The sequence below is a fragment of the Streptomyces sp. DH37 genome, assembly GCF_029813835.1.
Classification (GTDB): domain Bacteria; phylum Actinomycetota; class Actinomycetes; order Streptomycetales; family Streptomycetaceae; genus Streptomyces.
Genome location: NZ_JARVKV010000019.1, coordinates 1 through 21,281, shown reverse-complemented (window position 1 = coordinate 21,281; position 21,281 = coordinate 1). Strand labels below are relative to the sequence as shown.

Here is a 21,281-nt window from a genome sequence, read left to right as displayed (position 1 = left end):
CTGGCGCCTGTCTGATGCTCTGTCTGACGCCCTCGTACGCCAGTACGCTGTGCCCGGAGCCACGGACTGTCGCGGAGGCGCGTCGATGGGGGATCCGACGTTCGGAGTGCTGGGGCCGCTCCGGGTACGGGTGTACGGCGCTCCGGTCCGCATCGGCGGCCCCAAGCCGAGGGCGGTCCTCGCCACGCTGCTGCTGCAGCCCGGGGGCTTCGTCTCGCTCGACCTGCTGGTCGAGGTCCTGTGGCCCGGCGGCGCGCCCCGTTCCGCGGTCGCCAACGTCCGTACGTACGTGCGCGCGCTCCGCCGGGCGCTGTCGGAGGCGGGGGTCGCCGCCGGCGGGCTGAGCACCCGGCCGTCGGGCTACACGTTCGACGTCGACCCCGCCGACGTCGACCTGACCCTCTTCGGGAAGCGGCTGGAGAGGGCCCGTGAGGAGCGCGACCGCGGCGACGACGCCGCCGCGCTGAGCCGCTACGAATCGGCCCTCGGCCTCTGGCGCGGCACCGTGCTGCAGGACGTGCCCTCCAGCGTGGTGTGGGATCCGGCGGTCACCCGGGCCGAGGAGGCGCGGTCGGCCGCGGTCGGCGAATGCCTCGACGTGCGGCTGCGCATGGGGGACTACGCGCCGCTGGTCGCGGAACTGCGGTCCCGGCTCGCCGAGGACCCGTTGCGCGAGGACCTGTGGCAGATGCTGGTGCGCGCGCTGCACGGAGCGGGCCGCACCGTCGAGGCCCGGGCCGCGTACGCGCAGGCCGAGCGGATCCTCGCCGCCGAACTCGGCGCCGAGCCGGGCGCGTCCCTGCGCGGCACCGGGGAGGAGGTCAACGGATACGCCGCGCGGCGCCGCACGGCGCCGCCCGCGCCGGTGTGCCAGCTGCCGATGGACGTGCCGGACTTCACCGGCCGCGCCGAGGAGGTCGCCGCGCTGGAGGGACTGCTGTCGGCGGCCGGCCGGCAGCCGGTCGTGGCGGTCCTGTCGGGCCCGCCGGGTTCGGGGAAGTCCACCCTGGCGGTCCATGTGGCGCACCGCGTGCGCCACGCCTTCCCCGACGGACAGCTCTTCGTCGACCTGGGCGGGATGAGCGACCGGCCGCGCGAGCCGGCCGACGTCCTGGCCGAGATGCTGCGGGGACTCGGCGTCATCGACGGCGCCGTTCCCGGCGGGCTGGGGGAGCGGGCCGCGCTGTTCCGCTCGCGCCTGGCCCAGCGGCGGTTCCTCGTCGTGCTCGATGACGCCGCGGGCGGTGCGCAGGTGCGGCCCCTGCTTCCGGGCACCGGCGGGTCGGCGGTGCTCGTCAGCTCGCGCCGCCGCATGCCGGGGCTGCCGGCCCGTCACTTCCCCATCGGCGTGATGCGACGCGACGAGGCCCGCGCGCTCCTCGGCGCGATCGTCGGCCCGGACCGGCTGCGCCCGGCGGAAGCCGACGCCGACCGGGTGCTCACGGGCTGCGGCTCGCTGCCGCTGGCCGTGCGGATCGCCGGCTCCCGCCTGGCGAACCGGCCGGGCTGGACCGTCGGCACCCTGGCCGACCTCCTGGACGACGAGCGCGGACGGCTGGACCAGCTCCGAACGGGCGAGATGGAGGTACGGGCGAGCGCGGAGCTGAGCCACCGGCACCTGCCCGAGCGGGCGGCGACGGTCTTCCGGGCCTTCGGGCAGCTGACCGGCGACGCGGTGGCGGGGTGGCTCGTGGCGGTGGCGGCGGGCCGTTCCGAGGGGGCCGCGGGGGAGCTGGAGACGCTGGCCGACGAGCACCTGGTCGAGGCGGTGGGCGCCGACCGGCTCGGGTCGCAGCGCTACCGCATGCACGACCTGCTGCGCTGCTACGCCCGGGAGCTGGGCGAGGCGGACGGCTCCGGGGTGTGGCCGCGGCGCCGGCTGCAGGTCGTCGACGCCCTGATCGCGCTCGCCCGCTGCGCGAACGCGGCGATGCCCACGCGCTTCCTCGGCGTGCTGGGGGAGGCGGGCCGGCCGACCGGGCCGGCCGCCGCGGTCGAGCAGGCGGTGCGCGCCCGGCCCGTCGAGTGGTTCGAGACCGAACGCCGGATCCTCGTCGCCGCCGTGGAGTCCGCGCTGCGATCCGGCCACGTCGCCCGGGCGGCCGACCTCGCCATCGAGCTGGCGGGCTTCTTCGACATGCGCGGCCACTACGGCGACTGGCTGCGGACGCACCGGCTCGTGCTCGACGCGATGCCCGGCCCGTCCGGCGCGCGGGCCGCGGCGCTGCTGCGCAACCTGGGCCAGCTCCACCTCTACCAGGACCGGTACGCCGAGGCGCTCGAGTCCTTCGGCACCTCGCGCGCCCTCTTCGCCGGGCTCGGGCACCGGTTCGGCGAGGCGGTCGCCGCGGTGGGGGCCGGATCCGTGCACCGGGTCGTGGGCGATCTCGACGCCGCGCTGGAGGCGTTCGCCGAGGCGCTGCGCGGGTTCGGCGACGCCGGGGATCCGCACGGCGAGGCGGTCGCGCGCAACGCGATCGCCTCGGTGTGGCTGGAGCGGCGGGACCCGGAGGCCGCGCGGCCGTGGCTCGACGGAGCCCTCGGGCTGTCCCGGGACGTCGGCGACCGGCACCGCGAGGCACAGGTGCGCCGCCGGATCGCCGTCCTGCACGAACTGCGCGGCGAACCGCACGCCGCGCGGGCCGAACTGGAGCGCGCGCTCGGCATCTTCGACGACCTGGCCGACACGCACTGCGCGGCCTACGTGCAGCAGAGCATCGGGGAGCTGTGCCTGCGGCAGGGCGACGCGGGCCAGGCGTCGGCGCTGCTGGTCGACGCGCTCGCCGTGCAGCGGCAGCTCGGTGACCGCCGGGCGGAGGCGCGTGTCGCCTGCCTGCTGGGCGAACTGCACCGCGCGACCGGCCGGGAGCGGACCGCGAGGCGCTACTTCCACCGCTCCCTGTCGACGTGGCGCCGGCTCGACGCCTGCGAGCAGGCCGACCTCGTGGACGCGAAGCTGAGGTCGCCGCGCTGACGCACGGCGGCGCCGGCCCGCCGCGGCCCGGCCCGCCGGGGGCCGGTCCGGGCCGGCGCGCACCGCCGTGCGCCCCTCACCTCAGCACCGGTTGGTGCTCGTCTGGTAGCGCGTGGTGTAGTCGGGATACCCGACGCCCTGGACGACCGCGGTGACGACCGCCCCGTCGTGGATCTGCTCGTAGTGCAGGTGCGGGGAGAGGGTGTACGTGGCGGACGACTTGCCGACCCGGCCGATCAGCTGGCCGACCGTGACCCTGTCGCCCTCCTGGACCTCGCGGTCGTACAGGTGCGAGTAGCGCGTCCGCCAGCCGTCGCCGTGCCCGATCACGATGGTGTTGCCGTAGCCGGTGGTGGTGGAGTAGTGCGAGGAGAGGACCGTGCCGCCGGCGCTGGCGAACACCCGGCGCCTGAAGTCGTCCGGGGTGCCGTCGGCGGCGTAGTGGTTCCAGTCGACCGAGCGCGCCGGGCTGTGTCCGTTCCAGTTGCTGCCGCGCCAGGTCTGGCCGCAGGCGAACGGCATCTTGAAGTCGGGCCGGGCGAGGGCCTCCACCGCGGTCGGCGAGGTCTCCCGCGGTACCGCGACGGCGGCCGGGGCCGTGGCCGTGAGGGCGGTGAGGGCGGTGAGGGCGGCGACCGCGCTCGCGGCCGCCGCGGTCCGGCGTATCCGGCGTGCCCGGCGCTCCCGACGGGACTGTCTCTGCATGGTCATCCCCTTGTGGTCGGTGACCGGACGATTGAAGGGGACGGGCATACAAAGCGGATACAACCACCGCGCCTCGTCCGGGGGCCGGCGGCCGGCCGTGCGCGGCGCCGGGAGCCCGCCCGGACCGGGCGGCGCCCGCCGGCCGGGAACGTGTCGACGGCATGTGTCATGTCGGTGTCCTCCGTGCACGCACCCTTGTGCCTTTCCTATGGATCGGCGAATCTTTCGAGCGACGAATCGTTCCGGCATCGCGCACCCATGGTGCCTCGGTTTGTCATGTGCATGCGCATTCCCTCGACAGCGCACCCCACAGGAGGAGGACCCCCACATGGCAGCGATGCGTCCCACCCGACGCAGACGTGCCCACGTGGCCGCGGTGACCGCCGCGGCCCTGGCCATGGGCTTCGCGCCCGCGGCGACCGCCGCGGCCGCTCCGCCCGCCGAGGGCGTGATCCAGAACGCGGGCGCCCCGGGAGCGATCAAGGGCAGCTACATCGTGACCCTCGACGAGGAGGCGGCCGACTCGGGCTCCCCGGCGGGCAAGTCCCTGGTGAGGAAGTACGGCGCCACCATCGAGCGCACGTACCACGAGGCGCTCAACGGCTACTCCGTCCGGCTGACGGAGGCCGAGGCGAAGAGGCTCGCCGCGGACCCGGCCGTGGAGGCCGTGGCGCAGGACCAGAAGGTGTCCATCGCCGGCACCCAGACCAACCCGCCCTCGTGGGGCCTGGACCGCATCGACCAGCGGGCCCTGCCGCTCGACCGCAGCTACACCTACCCGGACACCGCCGGTGAGGGCGTGACCGCCTACATCATCGACACCGGCGTGCGGATCAGCCACGGCGACTTCGGCGGGCGCGCCCGGTACGGCTACGACGCCGTGGACGGCGACACCAGCGCCGGCGACGGCAACGGCCACGGCACCCATGTGGCCGGCACGGTCGCGGGCGCCTCCCACGGCGTCGCCAAGAAGGCGGACATCGTCGCCGTGCGCGTGCTGGACAACAACGGCTCCGGGAGCATCTCCGGCGTGGTCGCGGGCGTCGACTGGGTGACGCGGAACGCCGTCAAGCCCGCCGTGGCGAACATGAGCCTGGGCGGCGGCGCCAACTCCACCCTCGACACCGCCGTGCGCAACTCCATCGCCTCCGGCGTCACCTACGCCGTGGCCGCGGGCAACTCCAACACCAACGCGTCGGGCTCCTCGCCCGCCCGCGTCGCCGAGGCCATCACCGTCGGCTCCACCACCAGCTCCGACGCGCGCTCCTCCTTCTCCAACTACGGCAGCATCCTGGACATCTTCGCGCCGGGCTCGTCCATCACCTCCACCTGGCACACCTCGGACAGCGCCACCAACACCATCTCCGGTACGTCGATGGCCGCGCCGCACGTCGCGGGCGCCGCCGCGCTGTACCTGGGGGAGAACCCCGGCGCCACCCCGTCCCAGGTCGCGGCCGGCCTGGACTCCGCCGCCGTGACCGGAGCCGTCTCCAACCCCGGCACCGGCTCCCCGAACAAGCTGCTGAACGTCGGCGGGGGCGACCCGGGCGACCCGCCGGGCGACCCGGTCGGCCGCTTCGAGAACACCACCGACTACCCGATCCGCGACAACGCCACCGTGGAGTCCCCGATCACCGTCTCGGGCATCAGCGGCAACGCCCCCTCGGACCTGAGGGTCGAGGTCGACATCCGGCACACCTACAGCGGTGACCTCCAGGTCGACCTGGTCGCCCCCGACGGCACCGCCTACCGCCTCAAGGACTACGGGACGGGCGGCAGCGCGGACGACGTGATCGGCACCTACACCGTCGACGCCTCCTCGGAGACCGCCAACGGCACCTGGAAGCTGCGGGTCGCCGACAACGCCTGGTGGGACACCGGCACGATCAACTCCTGGGCGCTGCAGTTCTGATCCGCCGGCGCCCCGGCCCCGCGGCGGACGCCTGAGCCGCCCCGCGCACCGCCCGGCCCCCACGGCCCTGCCGTGGGGGCCGGGTGCCGTGCCCGAAAACCGCCCTGAACAGCACTTCATCACATCGGGTGAAACCCTGGCCGATTGTTGCGAGCTACAACGTTCCGTTGCCAAGCTGTTGCGCACCGTCGAGCCGTTGGGAGGACACGTGCCGTTCGGTGAGCAGCCCGCATATCTGCGTGTGGCCGGGGATCTCCGCCGGAAGATCGCCGACGGCACGCTCCCGCCGCGCACCCGGCTGCCGTCCCAGGCCCGCATCCGCGCGGAGTACGGCGTCTCGGACACCGTCGCGCTGGAGGCCCGCAAGGTGCTGATGGCCGAGGGGCTGGTCGAGGGCCGCTCCGGGTCGGGGACGTACGTGCGCGAGCGGCCCGTGCCGCGCGGGGTGATCCGCACCGGCTACCGGCCGGCCGGCGAGATCGGCCCGTTCCGCCAGGAGCAGGCCGACGAGCGGGTGAGCGGCACCTGGGAGTCGCGCAGCGAGCAGGAGGAGGCGAGCCCGGCCGTCGCGGAGCGGCTGCGGATCAAGGAGGGGGAGCGGGTGATGCGCACCCGCTACCTGTTCCGCGTCGACGGCGAGCCGGTGATGCTCTCCACCTCCTGGGAACCGCTGGTCCTCACCGGGCGCACCCCGGTGATGCTGCCCGAGGAGGGACCGCTCGGGGGGCGCGGGGTGGTCGAGCGGATGGCGGCCATCGACATCGTCGTGGACAACGTGGTGGAGGAGGTCGGCGCCCGCCCCGGGCTGGCGGAGGAGATGCTCGAACTGGGCGGGGTGCCGGGGCACACCGTACTGGTGGTCGAGCGGACGTACCGCGCCGGCGGGCGCCCCGTGGAGACGGCGGACGTGGTGGTGTCCGCGGACCGCCACCACATGGTGTACCACCTCCCCGTGCGCTGAGACGCTCCCGCGCGCCGCCCGGGGGCCGTCCCCACTCGCACACGTGGCCGAAACCATGCCGCATTGTGCCAAGGTGAATGCGCTGAGTTAAGTCCGGGCGTAGGCTCGGGCATATGCAGACCGGCAGATCGTTGGGGGATGGCGCACGGCGCGGGGCGTTGGGCGGGAGGGGCGCGCGATGAGCGAGAGCAGGACCGCGCTCCCCTGGATGGTCATACGGCAGGATCCGAACGGCAACCGCTACCGCGTCGGCCGCTACGCCACCCGCGCCGAGGCCCAGGGCATGGCCGAGCGCCTGAGCGGGCACCGGGCGGGCGGCGCCGGAGCGGAGGGGGCGGACGGGGGAGCGGGGGAGCGGCGCTACCTGGTCGAGCGCCTGCGCCGTGGAGACGGTGATCACGCCTGACCGCATGCACAATCGGGTATATGGACATTTAGTCCTTATTGTCCGGGCAGTGATGTCCGGATGAGGGCCCGAGCGCGGACGAGGACGGTGTGAGCGACCCACCCAAGGCATTCCACGGCGCGGTCGAGGGCGTGACCACATCGCTCCTCGACACCCTGCGCGTCGGCGTCGTCATGTTCGACACCGACGGCTACATCCTGCTGTGGAGCCCCACGGTCGAGGAGATCCTCGGCTGGCCCGGCGAGCGCATGGTCGGCCGCCACTACGGCGACTACCTCACCGGCGCACCCACCGCCTCCCCCTCCGGCGCCCCGGCCCGGCCGGGGGACATCTACGCCACCCTCAGGAACGAGGAGTACTGGCGCGGCAAACTCCGCGTACGCCACCTCCACGGGCACACGGTGGAGGTCGAGGGCCGGGCCCACCTGCTCACCCCCGCCGACGGCAAACCGTTCATTCTGGCCAACATCGTCGAGACCTCCCGGCTGCGCGCCGTCGAGCAGGACCTCGCCGCGCTCGACGCCCTCTTCGCCACCTCCCCGCTCGGCATCGCCGTCTTCGACACCGAGCGCCGCTACGTCCGCGTCAACGAGGCCCTCGCCCGGCTCAACGGGAGGCCGGTGGCGGAGATGCTCGGCAGGACCCTCCACGAGGTCCTGCCGGGTTCCATGGCCGACAACCTCGCCCAGATCCAGTCCCTGGTGCTGGAGACCGGCCGCCCCGTCGTGGACACCGTCCTCACCGCGCCGGACGGGCACGGCTGGCGCTCGGTGTCGTACGGCCGGCTCACCAGCCCCGACGGACGCGTCCTCGGCGTCAGCTCCACGGTCATGGACGTCACCGAGCGGCGCGACGCGATGGAGAAGATCGAGCGCGCCCGCCAGCGGCTGAAGCTCCTGGACGACATCGGGGTGGCCCTCGGCGACCTGCTCGACGTCCGCAGGATCGCCAGGACGCTCGCCAACGCCCTCGTCCCCCGCTTCGCCGACTACTCCAGCGTGATGCTCCACAGCGCCGTCGCCTCCGGCGGCGAACTGCCCCGCCCCGGACACCCCCCGCACACCCCGCTGCTCCAGCTCGGCGCCGCCGCCAAGGACCGCGGCCCCGCCGTGGAGCGCTTGCTGAGGGCCGGCCAGGACATCGCCTTCGAGGCGGGGTCGATCCTCGGCAACGTGCTCAGCTCCGCCACCCCCCACCTGGCGATGTCCCGGCATGAGCTGCTCTCCGCCACCTACCCCGGCGACCCCAGGGTCCAGGCCGCGCTCGACCTGGGCGTCCACTCCCTGATGGTCGTCCCGCTGCGCGCCCGCGGCACCGTCCTCGGGCTGCTGGTGCTCAGCCGCGCCGACGGCCGCGCCGCCTTCGACCGCGACGACCTCGCGCTCGCCGTGGAGCTGGCCGGGCGCGCCGCCATCAGCCTGGACAACGCCCGCCTCTACGCCCGCGAGCGCGAGAGCGCCCTGATGCTCCAGCGCAGCCTGCTGCCCCAGAACGTGCCCTCGCCGCCCGGTGTGCAGATCGCCTACCGCTACGTCCCCGGTGGCAGCCGCGCCGAGGCCGACGCCGAGGCGGGCGGCGACTGGTTCGACGTCATCCCCCTGGCGGGCGGCCGGGTCGCCCTCGTCGTCGGCGACGTGATGGGCCACGGGCTGCGCGCCGCGGCCACCATGGGGCGGCTGCGCACGGCCGTGCGCACCCTGGCCGGACTCGACCTGCCGCCCGACGAACTGCTGCGCCGCATCAACGACCTGGCCGACGACCTCGCCCAGGGACCCGACGACCCCCTCTGGGCCACCTGCGTCTACGCCGTCTACGACCCCTCCACCCGCCAGTGCACCCTGGCCACGGCCGGGCACGTGCCGCCGCTGCTGCTCGTCGACCGCGGCACCGGCGGCTGGAGCGTCATCCCGGTCGAGGCGCCCTCCGGTGCGCCGCTGGGCGTGGGCGGCGTGGAGTTCGAGTCCGTGACCCTGACCGTGGCGGAGGGCGCGGTCCTCGTCCTGTACACCGACGGGCTGATCGAGCACCGCGGCGAGGACATCACCGAGGGCCTGGGCCGCCTGGTGTCCCTGCTCGGCGGCCTGCCGGCCCAGCCGTACCTGGAGGACATCTGCGACCGGGTGCTCGGCAGCCTGGAGCCGGGGGCCGAGGCCGGCGGCCGGGGCTCCCCCGCCGCCTCCGGCCCGGTGGGCTCCGTCGATGACGTCGCGCTGCTGCTGGCCCGGCTCGGCGGCCTCCCCGAGGGCAGCGCCGCCTCCTGGACCTTCCCCGCCGAGACGTACGCGGCGCGCCGGGCCCGCGAGGCCGTCCGCGCGGTCCTGCGTGACTGGGGGCTGAACGCGCTGGCCGACGACACGGAGCTGCTCGTCAGCGAACTGGTCACCAACTCCCTGCGCCACGCCCACGGCCCCATCGGCGTGCGGATGGTGCGCGGCACCTCCCTGCTCGTGGAGGTTTCCGACCCGCTGCCCGTCCCGCCGCGCGAGCGCAGCGCCACCGCGGACGACGAGGGCGGGCGCGGCATCCAGCTCGTCGCCCGCGGCGCGCGCCGCTGGGGGACCCGGCACGGCCCGATCGGCAAGACCGTCTGGTTCGAACTGAGCCTGTCCTGACGGCGGCGGTGGCGGCACGGCGGCGGCGCGGTGGCGGCGGCTATGGGCTCGATCCCATCCCGGCCGCCGGGATCCCGGCCTCACCTGCGCCTTGACGCTGTGTCGAAAGCACCGGAAAAATTGCGCCACGCCACGCCACGTGTCTCCACTCCTCGTCGCGGCGCCGCCGCCGGGCCCGGTCCGTACGGTCACGCCGCGGCGTGTGGTTCGAGCCGACTCCACCTGGTTAGGAGAGAGGGGGAACGGGACTGGCCCGGTCCCCGCCGGAGATGGCGGGGCCGTGCGGTGGACGGGACCGGTGTGTTCCGGGCGGACTGCGCCTGGGAGGATGCTGGACCGGAACAGGAAGGGGCGGCGTTGAACGACATTCCAGCCGAGGCGGGAAAGCCGGACGACGTACGCCGGGCCCTGGCGCTGCTGAACGCCGCCGGAGCCCGCATAGGCAACTCCCTCGATCTGGACACCACCGCCCGCGAGCTCCTCGACGTGGCCGTGCCGCAGTTCTGCGACCTGGCCTCCGTGGACCTGTACCCGGAGGTGTTCTCCGGGGAGGACCCCCGCGCGCCGGAGGGCCCGGACGGCACCCGTCCGCTGCGGCGCGTGGCCTTCGCCAGCGCCGTCTCCGACGGCCCGATAACCCTCGGCCACCACGCGAGCGGCGCCCCCGACCCCGATCCCGTCGAACTCGGCAGCGTCCACCGCTACCCCGCCGGCTCCCCGTACGCCGACGCGCTGCGCACCGCCCGCGTCCAGCGCGCCACGGGCACCCTGGTGCAATCCACCCTCGCCGTGCCGATGGTCGCGCGCGGCCGGGTGCTCGGGCTGGTGCAGTTCTCCCGCACCAAGGGCAGCGAGCCCTTCGGGGAGCGGGACGCCGCGCTCGGCGCGGAGTTGGCCGCCCGCGCGGCCGTGTGCGTCGACAACGCGCGGTTGTACCGCAGGGAGCACGAGCGCGCGCTCATCCTCCAGCGCAGCCTGCTGCCGCCGGACGACCCCGAGGCCGCCGGACTCGACATCGCCTGCCGCTACCTGCCGGGCAGTACGGCCACCGAGGTGGGCGGCGACTGGTTCGACGTCATAGAACTGCCCGGCCACCGCACCGCCCTGGTGGTCGGCGACGTGATGGGACGCGGACTGCGGGCGGCCGTGGCCATGGGCGAACTCCGCACCGCGGTGCGGACGCTGGCCCTGCTGGACCTGGAACCGGCCGAAGTGCTGGCCGCCCTGGACGAGATCGCCCGGGGGCTCGGCGCCTCCCGCGACGGCCGCGGCGACCAGTCCGGCCGGGCCGCCGACCTCTCCGAGGTGTACCTGGCCACCTGCGTCTACGCCGTCTACGACCCCGTCACCCGCCGCTGCGCCTTCGCCAACGCCGGGCACCTGCCGCCCGTGCTGGTCGAGCCGCGCGACGACGGCGGCGAGCAGTCCGCGCTGCTGCTGGAGGTCCCCAGGGGCGTGCCCCTGGGGGTGGGCGGCGAGCCCTTCGAGGAGACGGAGGTCGAGCTGCCCGACGGCTCCCTGCTCGCCCTCTACACCGACGGCCTGGTCGAGTCCCGCTACCAGCCGCTGGACGAGGGGCTCCAGGCCCTGCGCACCACCCTGTCGGGCCCCGACCGCCCGCTGGAGGACGTCTGCGACGAGGTGCTGGGCGCGCTGGAGACCCACCACGGCGAGGACGACATAGCCCTGCTGCTGGCCCGCATCCAGGGGCTGCCCGCCGAGTCGGTGGGCGACTGGCGGCTGCCGGCCGAGCCGAAGTCGGTCGCCCGCGCCCGCGAACTGGCCCGCCGCCAGCTCGCCGCGTGGAACCTGGACGACCTCGGCGACACCACCGAGCTGCTCGTCAGCGAATTGGTCACCAACGCCCTGCGCCACGGTACGGGGTTCCCCCCGGCGGAACCGGGGGGAGACATACGGCTGCGCCTGCTGCTGGACCGCACCCTGGTCTGCGAGGTGTGGGACTCGGGCCTGGTGCAGCCGCGCCGCCGCCGCGCCCGCGACACCGACGAGGGCGGACGCGGCCTGCAACTGGTCGACCTGCTCTCGGCGGGCTGGGGCAGCCGCCGCACCCCCCGGGGCAAGACGGTCTGGTTCGAGCTCAGCCTCCCGCAGGACGGGGAGCCCAAGCCCCCGGACTCGGCCGAGGCCCTGCTGAGCCTGTTCTGACGGGCCCGCGGCGCCCCGGCCCGCGTCCGGGCACCACCCGGACGGTGCCCGGGCGGTATTCGGGCGGTGTCCAGGTGCCATCCATGCGGCATCCACGCGGTGTCCAAGCGGCATCCATGCGCCATCCACACGGTGTCCGGAGAACGGAGTGTCGCGCGTCACACGTCCTCCGCCAGGGGCGCCGCACCGGCCCCGCGGGAGGGGCGAAGTGCCCGGCCAGCGGGCGGTCACCCCGCCGTCACCGGGCGGACACGGGAGCGGCGTACCGTCGCGGACGGTGCGGTGCGGGGGCCGTACGGGGCCGCCGCGCCCCGTACACCGGCGCCGGGCCCGTACCATGGAGAGATGACAGGCCGTGGCGATGATCAGCCCGGCGGGCGCGCGACGGACCGGTCGCGTCGCCATCCACGATTCCGGGAGAAGCGCCCCCAGTATGCCCACGCGCCACGACATCCGTAACGTCGCCATCGTCGCCCACGTCGACCACGGCAAGACCACCCTGGTCGACGCCATGCTCAAGCAGGCCGGCGCCTTCGCCGCCCACCAGCTCGACCAGGTGGACGACCGCGTGATGGACTCCAACGACCTGGAGCGCGAGAAGGGCATCACCATTCTCGCCAAGAACACCGCGGTCAAGTACCACCCCAAGGACGGCGGCGCCCCCGTCACCATCAACATCATCGACACCCCCGGCCACGCCGACTTCGGCGGCGAGGTCGAGCGCGGCCTGTCCATGGTGGACGCGGTGGTGCTGCTGGTGGACGCCTCCGAGGGCCCGCTGCCGCAGACCCGCTTCGTGCTGCGCAAGGCGCTCCAGGCGCGGCTGCCGGTCATCCTGTGCATCAACAAGACCGACCGCCCCGACTCCCGGATCGCCGAGGTCGTCGACGAGACCTACGACCTCTTCCTGGACCTGGACGCGGACGAGGACCAGATCGAGTTCCCGATCGTCTACGCCTGCGCCCGCGACGGCGTCGCCTCGCTGACCAAGCCGGAGGACGGCACCGTCCCGGCCGACAGCGACAGCCTGGAGCCGTTCTTCTCCACCCTGCTGGAGACGGTCCCGGCCCCCTCGTACGACGAGGAGGCCCCGCTCCAGGCCCACGTCACCAACCTCGACGCCGACAACTTCCTCGGCCGCATCGCGCTGCTGCGCGTCGCCCAGGGCGAGCTGCGCAAGGGCCAGACGGTGGCGTGGATGAAGCGCGACGGCACGGTCCAGAACGTGCGCATCACCGAGCTGCTGATGACGGAGGCGCTGACCCGCAAGCCCGCCGAGAAGGCCGGCCCGGGCGACATCTGCGCCGTCGCCGGCATCCCGGACATCACCATCGGCGAGACGCTGGCCGACCCGGAGAACCCGGTGGCCCTGCCGCTGATCACCGTGGACGAGCCGGCGATCTCCATGACCATCGGCACCAACACCTCGCCGCTGGTCGGCCGCGGCGGCACCGGCAAGGGCGCGGACGCCAAGGCGGCCGTCAAGGACCGCAAGGTCACCGCCCGCCAGGTCAAGGACCGCCTCGACCGCGAGCTGATCGGCAACGTCTCGCTGCGCGTGCTGGACACCGAGCGCCCCGACGCCTGGGAGGTGCAGGGCCGCGGCGAGCTGGCGCTGGCCATCCTGGTGGAGACGATGCGCCGGGAGGGCTACGAGCTGACCGTCGGCAAGCCGCAGGTGGTGACCAAGGAGGTCGACGGCAAGGTCCACGAGCCGGTCGAGCGCCTCACCATCGACGTGCCCGAGGAGCACATGGGCGCCGTCACCCAGCTCATGGGCACCCGCAAGGGCCGGATGGACAACATGTCCAACCACGGCTCGGGCTGGGTGCGCCTGGAGTTCGTCGTCCCGTCCCGGGGCCTGATCGGCTTCCGCACGGAGTTCCTGACGCAGACCCGCGGCACGGGCATCGCCCACTCCATCCACGAGGGCCACGAGCCGTGGTTCGGCGAGCTGAAGACCCGCAACAACGGCTCGCTCGTCGCGGACCGCTCCGGGTCCGTCACCGCCTTCGCGATGACCAACCTCCAGGAGCGCGGGGTGCTCTTCGTGGAGCCGGGCACCGAGGTGTACGAGGGCATGATCGTCGGTGAGAACTCGCGCTCCGACGACATGGACGTGAACATCACCAAGGAGAAGAAGCTCACCAACATGCGGTCCTCGACCGCCGACGTGGCGGAGTCGATCGTCCCGCCGCGCAAGCTGTCGCTGGAGCAGTCCCTGGAGTTCTGCCGCGACGACGAGTGCGTGGAGGTGACCCCGGAGGCCGTGCGCATCCGCAAGGTCGTCCTCGACCAGAAGGAGCGCGCCCGCGCCGCCTCCCGGGCCAAGCACGCCTGAGGCCCGTCCCGCCAGAACCGAAGGGGCGCCCGGACCGCACCGGTCCGGGCGCCCCTTCGCGCCCCCCGGGGCCGCGGGGCCCGGCCGGCGCGGGCCGGGTCGTCCGGCATCCGGAGGACCGGGGCGGCCCTTCCCGGGGCCGGTCGGCGTAGCGCCGAGAAAAGTCTCTTATGGGGTGATATGGCTCCGGAAAGAGAAATCCAGGAACCCGAGGAGGCGCCCATGAGCGGAGCCGTTCCTTCCGCTCCGGCAGCGGCGGTGCCCCGCGCCCGCGCGGAGGCGCCCCGGAGCCGGGGGCTGCCCCGCCCCTCCCGGCGTGTGGGAGCGGGCCCCGAAGGCGCCCGAGGGGGCGCGCGGGCACTCGGTGGAATCGCTGGTTCCGCCGGGCCTCCCCGCCCGGCCGCCGTCCGGTGCCGGGGCGTCTCCGTGAACGATCGTTCATTTGCGAATGCGACGACCGGAAGGGCTGCGGGGGCGGGTGAGGTCTACGCGTGTCCACTCGCGCGGGGCGCGGTCTCCGGTCCGCACACAGGTCACCGGGCGTCCGTACGCAGTTCAGAACGACGCGTTCGTATATCGGCGTAGCGACAGCTAGGTTGCGGATTCATTAAGTCTTTATGGGGCCAAAGTAGCCATATGTCCGACTCTTCGTGACCTTGTCAAGCACGCTGGGACCTCAATCTGCAAAACCTTCGCTCAAGATGTGCGGAGCGTGGCCAACTGAGGGCCAAGACCTCTTGACTGAGCTGGGAACCGATTGCAAAAGTCCGCTCAGCCCACGGCATTTCCCAGTGCCGACGAAAGAGCGGGTTCCGCCAACACCCACAGCGCGGGGGCGCAACGCGATGACGAGTCCAACCCAGGCTGCGACAGCCCAGGCCGACAACCCTGGCCCGGATGCCGAGAGCCTGAGCAAAGAGTCGGCCGCCGGCAACGGCGGCGGCCAGCTCACCGGCCGTTCACCCGGCCAGCTGATGTGGCTGCGCTTCAAGCGCGACCGCACCGGTGTGATCAGTGCTTTCGTGGTGATCTTCTTCTTCCTGATCGCCGCCCTCGCACCGGTGATCTCCTGGCTCTACGGCAAGGACCCGTACACGCTGTACGGACAGGAGCGGTACGAGCTGCTGGACGAGTTCGGCTTCCCCGCCGGCCCCAACGGAGGCATGTCCTCCGAGTTCTGGTTCGGCATCGAGCCCGAGCTCGGCCGCGACGTCTTCATGCAGCTGCTGTACGGCATGCGGACGTCGCTGTACACCGCTCTTCCGGTGACGATCCTCATGGTGATCACCGGCGTGCTGATCGGTCTGATCGGCGGCTACTTCGGCGGCAAGGTCGACTACTGGATCGGCCGGGTCACCGACTTCATGATGGCCCTCCCCAGCCAGCTCACCCTGATCGCGGCGATGCCCGTGGTGGTGGCCGTCTTCGTGTCGCCCACCGACGAGACCCCGGTCTATGTCCGGGCGTCCGCGATCATCGTCGTCCTGTGGCTCCTCGGCTGGATGGGCATGGCGCGCCTGGTGCGCAGCCAGGCCCTCACCCTGCGCGAACGCGAGTTCGTGGAGGCCGCCAAGGTCTCGGGGGCTTCGCCCTGGCGGATCATCCGCAAGGAGCTGCTGCCGAACCTGGTCACCCCGATCCTGGTGCAGGCCACCTACATGCTTCCCTCGACGATCCTCTCCGTGGCCTTCCTGTCCTACGTGGGCGTGGGCTACGTGGAGCCGACGCCGGACTGGGGGCGCATGTTCCGGACCGCCGCCACGATCTACCAGGAAGACCCGACGTACATGTTCTTCCCCGGCATCGCCATGGTGGTCTTCGTGGTGGCCTTCAACCTTCTCGGCGACTCCGTGCGGGACGCCTTCGACCCCAAGTCCGGACGCTGATCACGTCCACCTGAGGGGGGCTGCCACCCCCGCAGCCGGGTGACCGGAGGCGACAGGGCAGCAGACGGATCCCAACTGACAGGCAGGTGCACAAGCATCATGAATCCCATCCGATCGCGCTCACTGCGAGGCGCACTCATCGCCCTCGCCGCCGGCTCGCTGGTGCTGACCGGCTGCGGCGGCGGCAGCGACAACGGCAACAAGAGCGAGGAGAGCGCCAAGGACAAGGAGGCCGCCAAGGCCCAGTCCATGGCGGTCGAGTTCGGCGACGCCGCCGCCTCCAAGGGCCCGGCCAAGGCCGTCGAGGGCGCCAAGGAGGGGGGCACGATCCGGGTCTACCAGGAGGACGACTTCTCCCACCTGGACCCGGGCCAGATCTACGTCAGTGACGCCGGCCAGCTCTCCACCCTCATCCACCGCGGTCTGACCACCTACACGCAGGCCGAGGACGGCAGCCTGACCGTCGTGGGCGACCTCGCCACCGACTCCGGCAAGCAGTCCGACGGCGGCAAGACCTGGACGTACACGCTCAAGGACGGCATCAAGGACCAGGAAGGTGACCCGATCACCTCCAAGGACGTCCGCCACACCATCGAGCGCCTGTACGCCAAGCACATCACCGACGGCCCGACCTACATCCAGCAGTGGCTGTCCGGCGGCCCCGGCTACCGCGACGCCCTGCCCGACGGTCCGTACGAGGGCAAGCACCTGCCCGACTCCGTCCTGGAGACCCCGGACGAGAAGACGATCGTCTTCCACTTCGAGACCGCGCAGCCCGACCTGCCGCAGGCGCTCGCGATGCCGGGCTACTCCATCGTCCCCGAAGAGGACGACACCAAGGCGAAGTACGACCAGAAGCCCGTGGCCCTCGGTCCGTACAAGATCGCGGACTTCAAGCCCGGCAAGTCCATGAAGCTGGTCAGGAACACCGAGTGGGACCCGAAGACGGACCCCGCCCGCCACCAGTACGTGGACGGCTGGAACATCACGTTCAACCACAGCCGCGCGGACCAGACCGAGCGCATCCTCGCCGACCGCGGCGAGTCGGCCAACGCCATCCAGCTGAGCGGCTCGGTGGACTCCACCAAGATCAAGCAGGTCATCGAAGAGGCCGACGACCGCACGATCAAGGGCTACCAGCCCTACGTGTGGCAGCTCAACATGAACATGGACCGCCTCAAGGACAAGAAGGTCCGCGACGCGATCACCCACGCGCTGCCCAACGGCCAGATCCTGCGCCCCGACGGCGGCTCCTACGCCGGTGAGCCGGCCGGCGGCCTGCTCGCCCCGACCCTGCCGGGCTACGAGGACGGCTACGACCCGTACGGCAAGCTCGACAAGCCCAACGGCGACATCGAGAAGGCCAAGCAGCTCCTGAAGGAAGCGGGCAAGGAGGGCATGAAGCTCACCTACGCCTACGCCAACGTCCCGCACCGCCAGAAGCAGGCCGTCATCATCGAGACCGCCCTGGAGAAGGCCGGCTTCGACGTCCAGAAGAAGGACATCGACCAGGCCACCTGGTACGAGCAGGTCGGCAAGGTCGACAACGGCCTGGACATCTACATGACCGGCTGGGGCCAGGACTGGCCGTCCGCCTCCACCGTCATCCCGCCGGTGTACGACGGTGACCAGATCGCCGACGGCGCGTCGAACTACTCGCACATCAACGACAAGAAGGTCAACAGCGAGATCGACCGGATCTCCAAGATCCAGGACCCGGAGGAAGCCACCAAGGAGTGGGTCGAGCTGCACAAGTACATCGTGGAAGAGGTCAACCCGGCCGCTCCGCTGTACTACACCAAGCAGCTGCAGATCTACGGCTCCAACGTCGGTGGCGCCCGGTACGGCACGGTCAAGAGCTACATCGACCTCTCCCAGCTGTACCTGAAGAAGTAACCGGCTCATGAGGTGGGTCCCCGGGGGAGAACCCCCCGGGGACCCACCCACGGGCTTCCGCTTCGCACGTCCCACCCCCGTCGTCGTTGTCGCCGTGCTGAGAGCTGCGAACCACCATGTTTAAATTCCTCCTTCGCCGGTCGGTCGGCGCCTTCGTCATCCTGATCCTCATCAGTGCCTTCACCTTCGCCATGTTCTTCGCCATCCCGCAGGACCCGGCCCTGCTGGCGTGCGGCAAGAACTGCACCCCGGAGAACCTGGCGATCATTCACCAGAACCTCGGGCTGGACAAACCGATCACGGTGCAGTACTGGGAGTTCATGAAGGGCATCGTGGCAGGGCGGGACTTCGCCGTCGGTCACTGCGACGCCCCCTGCTTCGGCGTGTCGTTCAACGACGACCGGATGGTGTGGGACACGATCATCGACCGGCTGCCCCTGACCATCTCCCTCACCCTCGGCGGCCTCGTCCTCTTCCTCACGCTCGGCCTCGGCGCCGGCATGATCGCCGCCCGCAACAAGGGCACGATGGTCGACAAGGCCTTCAGCTCCGCCTCGCTGGTCCTCAGCTCGATGCAGATCTACTTCCTGGGCCCGATCGTGCTGGGGGCGCTGGTCTACAGCACCGGCTGGCTGTCGGCCCCGAAGTACGTGCCGTTCACGGAGAATCCGGCGGCCTGGTTCGTCGGCCTGCTGATCCCGTGGTTCGTGATGTCCCTGATCTTCACCGCGAACTACACCCGTATGTCGCGGTCCACCCTGATCGAGCAGATGCAGGAGGACCACGTCCGCACGGCGAAGGCCAAGGGCATGTCCGAGCGGTACGTCTTCTTCCGCTACGCCTGGCGCGGCTCGCTGACCCCGATCGTCACGATCCTGGGCATCGACCTGGGCGCGCTGCTCGGCGGCGCGATCGTGACGGAGCTGACCTTCAGCCTCGCCGGCGTCGGGCGCCTGGCCGTCGACTCGGTCCTCTACAAGGACCTGCCCCTGACCATGGGCGTCATGCTGGTCAGCGCCGCCTTCATCCTGCTCTGCAACCTCGTCGTGGACGCCGTGTACGGTTTCATCGACCCGCGTGTGCGTCTGTCCTAGGAGAACGACCGTGACCACACTCACCAAGACCGAGGGCGCGCCGTCCCCGACCGGGGCGGGTTCCTTCCTCTCGGTTCGCGACCTCAACGTCCGGTTCTCCACCGAGGACGGCATCGTCAAGGCCGTGAACGACCTCTCCTTCGACGTGGAGCGCGGCAAGACCCTCGGCATCGTCGGCGAGTCCGGCTCCGGGAAGTCGGTCACCAACCTCGCCATCCTGGGCCTGCACAACCCGCGGTCCACGGAGATCACCGGCGAGATCACGCTGGACGGGCAGGAGCTGACCGGCGCCTCCGAGAAGACCCTGGAGGGCCTGCGCGGCAACAAGATGGCGATGATCTTCCAGGATCCGCTGACCGCGCTCTCGCCGTACTACACCATCGGCCGCCAGATCAGCGAGCCCTACCGCAAGCACACGGGCGTCTCCAAGCGCGAGGCGCGCGAGCGCGCCATCGAGATGCTGGAGAAGGTGGGCATCCCCCACCCCAAGTCCCGGGTCGACGACTACCCGCACCAGTTCTCGGGCGGCATGCGGCAGCGCGCGATGATCGCCATGGCGCTGGTGTGCAACCCGGACCTGCTGATCGCGGACGAGCCGACCACCGCCCTGGACGTCACCGTCCAGGCCCAGATCCTCGACCTGCTCAAGGACCTCCAGCAGGAGTTCGGGTCGGCGATCATCTTCATCACCCACGACCTCGGCGTGATCGCCAACATGGCCGACGACATCATGGTGATGTACGGCGGCCGGGCGGTGGAGCGGGGCACCACCGGTGAGGTGCTGAGGGCTCCCCAGCACCCGTACACCTGGGGCCTGCTCAGCTCGATGCCCCGGCTCGGCGGTGACGTGCACCAGAAGCTCCGGCCGATCGAGGGCACCCCGCCCAGCCTGCTCAACCCGCCGTCGGGCTGCGCCTTCCACCCGCGCTGCGACTTCAAGGACAAGGTCCCCGGCGGCGTGTCGTGCGTCGGCGACAGGCCTCTGCTGCCCGAGGGCCGCGGAGCCGCCTGCCACCTGACCCCGGAGCAGAAGCGGACCTACTTCATCGAGCAGATCAAGCCCCGGCTGGGCTAGGGAGCAACGAGACATGAGCGACGAACTCACCCTGACCAGGCCGGCGGACCCGGCCGTGGGCACAGGCGAGCCCCTGATGGAGGTCAAGGGGCTGACCAAGCACTTCCCGATCAAGGGCGGCTTCCCGATCAAGCGGACCGTCGGCGCGGTCCAGGCCGTGGACGGGATCGACATGACCGTGCACGCGGGTGAGAGCTTCGGCCTCGTCGGCGAGTCCGGCTGCGGCAAGTCCACCACCGGCCGGCTGCTGACCCGCCTGCTGGAGCCGACGGGCGGCACGATCAGCTACCGGGGCCAGGACATCACCCACGCCAAGCGCAAGGCGCTGGCGCCGGTCCGGTCCGAGATCCAGATGATCTTCCAGGACCCGTACTCCTCGCTGAACCCGCGCCAGACGGTCGGCAAGATCATCGGCGGGCCGATGGAGATCAACGGCATCAACCCGCCCGGGGGCCGCGAGAAGCGGGTCCGCGAGCTGCTGGAGATCGTCGGCCTCAACCCCGAGCACTACAACCGCTTCCCGCACGAGTTCTCCGGCGGTCAGCGCCAGCGCATCGGCGTCGCCCGCGCGCTGGCGCTGGAGCCGAAGCTGATCGTGGCCGACGAGCCGGTCTCCGCCCTGGACGTCTCCATCCAGGCGCAGGTCGTCAACCTGCTCCAGCAGGTGCAGCGGGAGATGGGCATCGCGTTCGTCTTCATCGCCCACGACCTGGCGATCGTCCGGCACTTCTCGCAGCGCGTCGCGGTGATGTACCTCGGCAAGATCGTGGAGGTCGGCGACCGCGAGTCGATCTACACCCGGCCGCGGCACCCGTACACCCACGCGCTGCTGTCCGCCGTGCCCGAGGCGGTGCTGCGGGACGAGGACGAGACCGAGGGCCGCGAGCGCATCCGCCTCGCCGGCGACGTGCCGTCCCCCATCTCGCCGCCGTCCGGCTGCCGCTTCCGCACCCGCTGCTGGAAGGCGCAGGACAAGTGCGCGACGGAGGTGCCGCCGCTGGTGCGGATCGAGGGCAACACCGAGGGTCACCTGACGGCGTGCCACTTCCCGGAGGAGGGCACCATCGAGGGCGGCAAGGAGATCGTCCTCGACCCCGGTCTGGCCGCGATGGAGGGCAAGACCGAGGGCGTGAACGGAGAGGTCTCCGGCCCGGGCGGCAAGGTCGCCGACCAGTCCTGACATCCGGCCGGACGCCCACGGGTGCCGCCGCGGCCCGTGCGGGCCGCGACCGTGGCGGGGCGGGCGGCCACGC

At 72.1% G+C, this 21,281-nt stretch carries 12 protein-coding genes and 1 pseudogene; 12 read left to right on the top strand and 1 reads right to left on the bottom strand.

Annotated features, from left to right (window positions below; all coding sequences use genetic code 11):
- Window positions 1-85 precede the first annotated feature (85 nt).
- The gene (locus QC029_RS12475; protein ID WP_279555674.1) at window positions 86-2,974 is read left to right on the top strand and encodes a BTAD domain-containing putative transcriptional regulator; all 2,889 of its coding nucleotides are present in this window, start codon (window positions 86-88) and stop codon (window positions 2,972-2,974) included.
- 81 nt (window positions 2,975-3,055) lie between these two features.
- Here the strand turns inward: QC029_RS12475 and QC029_RS12470 are convergent, their stop codons facing one another.
- Complete coding sequence (locus QC029_RS12470; protein WP_279555673.1) at window positions 3,056-3,679, bottom strand: M23 family metallopeptidase; 624 nt, start codon at window positions 3,677-3,679, stop codon at window positions 3,056-3,058.
- Between the two features lie 328 nt (window positions 3,680-4,007).
- Between QC029_RS12470 and QC029_RS12465 the strand changes: the two genes are divergently transcribed.
- The 11 genes and pseudogenes from QC029_RS12465 (at window position 4,008) to QC029_RS12415 (ending at window position 21,208) form a co-directional block, all read left to right on the top strand.
- Window positions 4,008-5,591 carry a S8 family peptidase gene (locus QC029_RS12465; protein WP_279555672.1) on the top strand — a complete coding sequence of 528 codons (1,584 nt, stop codon included), beginning with the start codon at window positions 4,008-4,010 and terminating at the stop codon, window positions 5,589-5,591.
- A gap of 208 nt (window positions 5,592-5,799) precedes the next feature.
- Entirely contained in the window at window positions 5,800-6,552 is a 753-nt protein-coding gene (locus QC029_RS12460) for a GntR family transcriptional regulator (protein ID WP_279555670.1), read from the top strand.
- Between the two features lie 178 nt (window positions 6,553-6,730).
- Window positions 6,731-6,958 (top strand): SPOR domain-containing protein, encoded by a 228-nt coding sequence (locus QC029_RS12455; protein WP_279555669.1) that lies wholly within the window; start codon window positions 6,731-6,733, stop codon window positions 6,956-6,958.
- 89 nt (window positions 6,959-7,047) lie between these two features.
- Window positions 7,048-9,570, top strand: coding sequence for a SpoIIE family protein phosphatase (locus QC029_RS12450; protein ID WP_279555668.1), 2,523 nt, complete (start codon window positions 7,048-7,050; stop codon window positions 9,568-9,570).
- Window positions 9,571-9,969: 399 nt separating this feature from the next.
- A pseudogene (locus QC029_RS12445) lies at window positions 9,970-11,736 on the top strand (SpoIIE family protein phosphatase); the annotation flags it as partial.
- A gap of 433 nt (window positions 11,737-12,169) precedes the next feature.
- Window positions 12,170-14,077 (top strand): translational GTPase TypA, encoded by a 1,908-nt coding sequence (typA, locus tag QC029_RS12440; RefSeq protein WP_279555667.1) that lies wholly within the window; start codon window positions 12,170-12,172, stop codon window positions 14,075-14,077.
- Between the two features lie 845 nt (window positions 14,078-14,922).
- Window positions 14,923-15,963: an ABC transporter permease gene (locus QC029_RS12435; protein WP_279555666.1), complete on the top strand. Its 1,041-nt coding sequence runs from the start codon at window positions 14,923-14,925 to the stop codon at window positions 15,961-15,963.
- Between the two features lie 99 nt (window positions 15,964-16,062).
- Complete coding sequence (locus QC029_RS12430) at window positions 16,063-17,859, top strand: ABC transporter substrate-binding protein (RefSeq protein WP_279555665.1); 1,797 nt, start codon at window positions 16,063-16,065, stop codon at window positions 17,857-17,859.
- Between the two features lie 116 nt (window positions 17,860-17,975).
- Window positions 17,976-18,953: an ABC transporter permease gene (locus QC029_RS12425; RefSeq protein ID WP_279555664.1), complete on the top strand. Its 978-nt coding sequence runs from the start codon at window positions 17,976-17,978 to the stop codon at window positions 18,951-18,953.
- Window positions 18,954-18,963: 10 nt separating this feature from the next.
- The gene (locus QC029_RS12420) at window positions 18,964-20,028 is read left to right on the top strand and encodes an ABC transporter ATP-binding protein (RefSeq protein WP_279555663.1); all 1,065 of its coding nucleotides are present in this window, start codon (window positions 18,964-18,966) and stop codon (window positions 20,026-20,028) included.
- Between the two features lie 13 nt (window positions 20,029-20,041).
- Window positions 20,042-21,208, top strand: a complete 1,167-nt coding sequence (locus tag QC029_RS12415; RefSeq protein WP_279555662.1) for an ABC transporter ATP-binding protein — start codon at window positions 20,042-20,044, stop codon at window positions 21,206-21,208.
- Window positions 21,209-21,281 lie beyond the last annotated feature (73 nt).

Bases quoted from the DNA above. Each gene is read 5' to 3' on its own strand.
- QC029_RS12430 (WP_279555665.1), top strand. From the start codon at position 16,063: ATGAATCCCATCCGATCGCGCTCACTGCGAGGCGCACTCATCGCCCTC.
- QC029_RS12435 (WP_279555666.1), top strand. From the start codon at position 14,923: ATGACGAGTCCAACCCAGGCTGCGACAGCCCAGGCCGACAACCCTGGC.
- QC029_RS12425 (WP_279555664.1), top strand. From the start codon at position 17,976: ATGTTTAAATTCCTCCTTCGCCGGTCGGTCGGCGCCTTCGTCATCCTG.
- QC029_RS12465 (WP_279555672.1), top strand. From the start codon at position 4,008: ATGGCAGCGATGCGTCCCACCCGACGCAGACGTGCCCACGTGGCCGCG.
- typA (WP_279555667.1), top strand. From the start codon at position 12,170: ATGCCCACGCGCCACGACATCCGTAACGTCGCCATCGTCGCCCACGTC.
- QC029_RS12475 (WP_279555674.1), top strand. From the start codon at position 86: ATGGGGGATCCGACGTTCGGAGTGCTGGGGCCGCTCCGGGTACGGGTG.
- QC029_RS12455 (WP_279555669.1), top strand. From the start codon at position 6,731: ATGAGCGAGAGCAGGACCGCGCTCCCCTGGATGGTCATACGGCAGGAT.
- QC029_RS12415 (WP_279555662.1), top strand. From the start codon at position 20,042: ATGAGCGACGAACTCACCCTGACCAGGCCGGCGGACCCGGCCGTGGGC.
- QC029_RS12470 (WP_279555673.1), bottom strand. From the start codon at position 3,679: ATGCAGAGACAGTCCCGTCGGGAGCGCCGGGCACGCCGGATACGCCGG.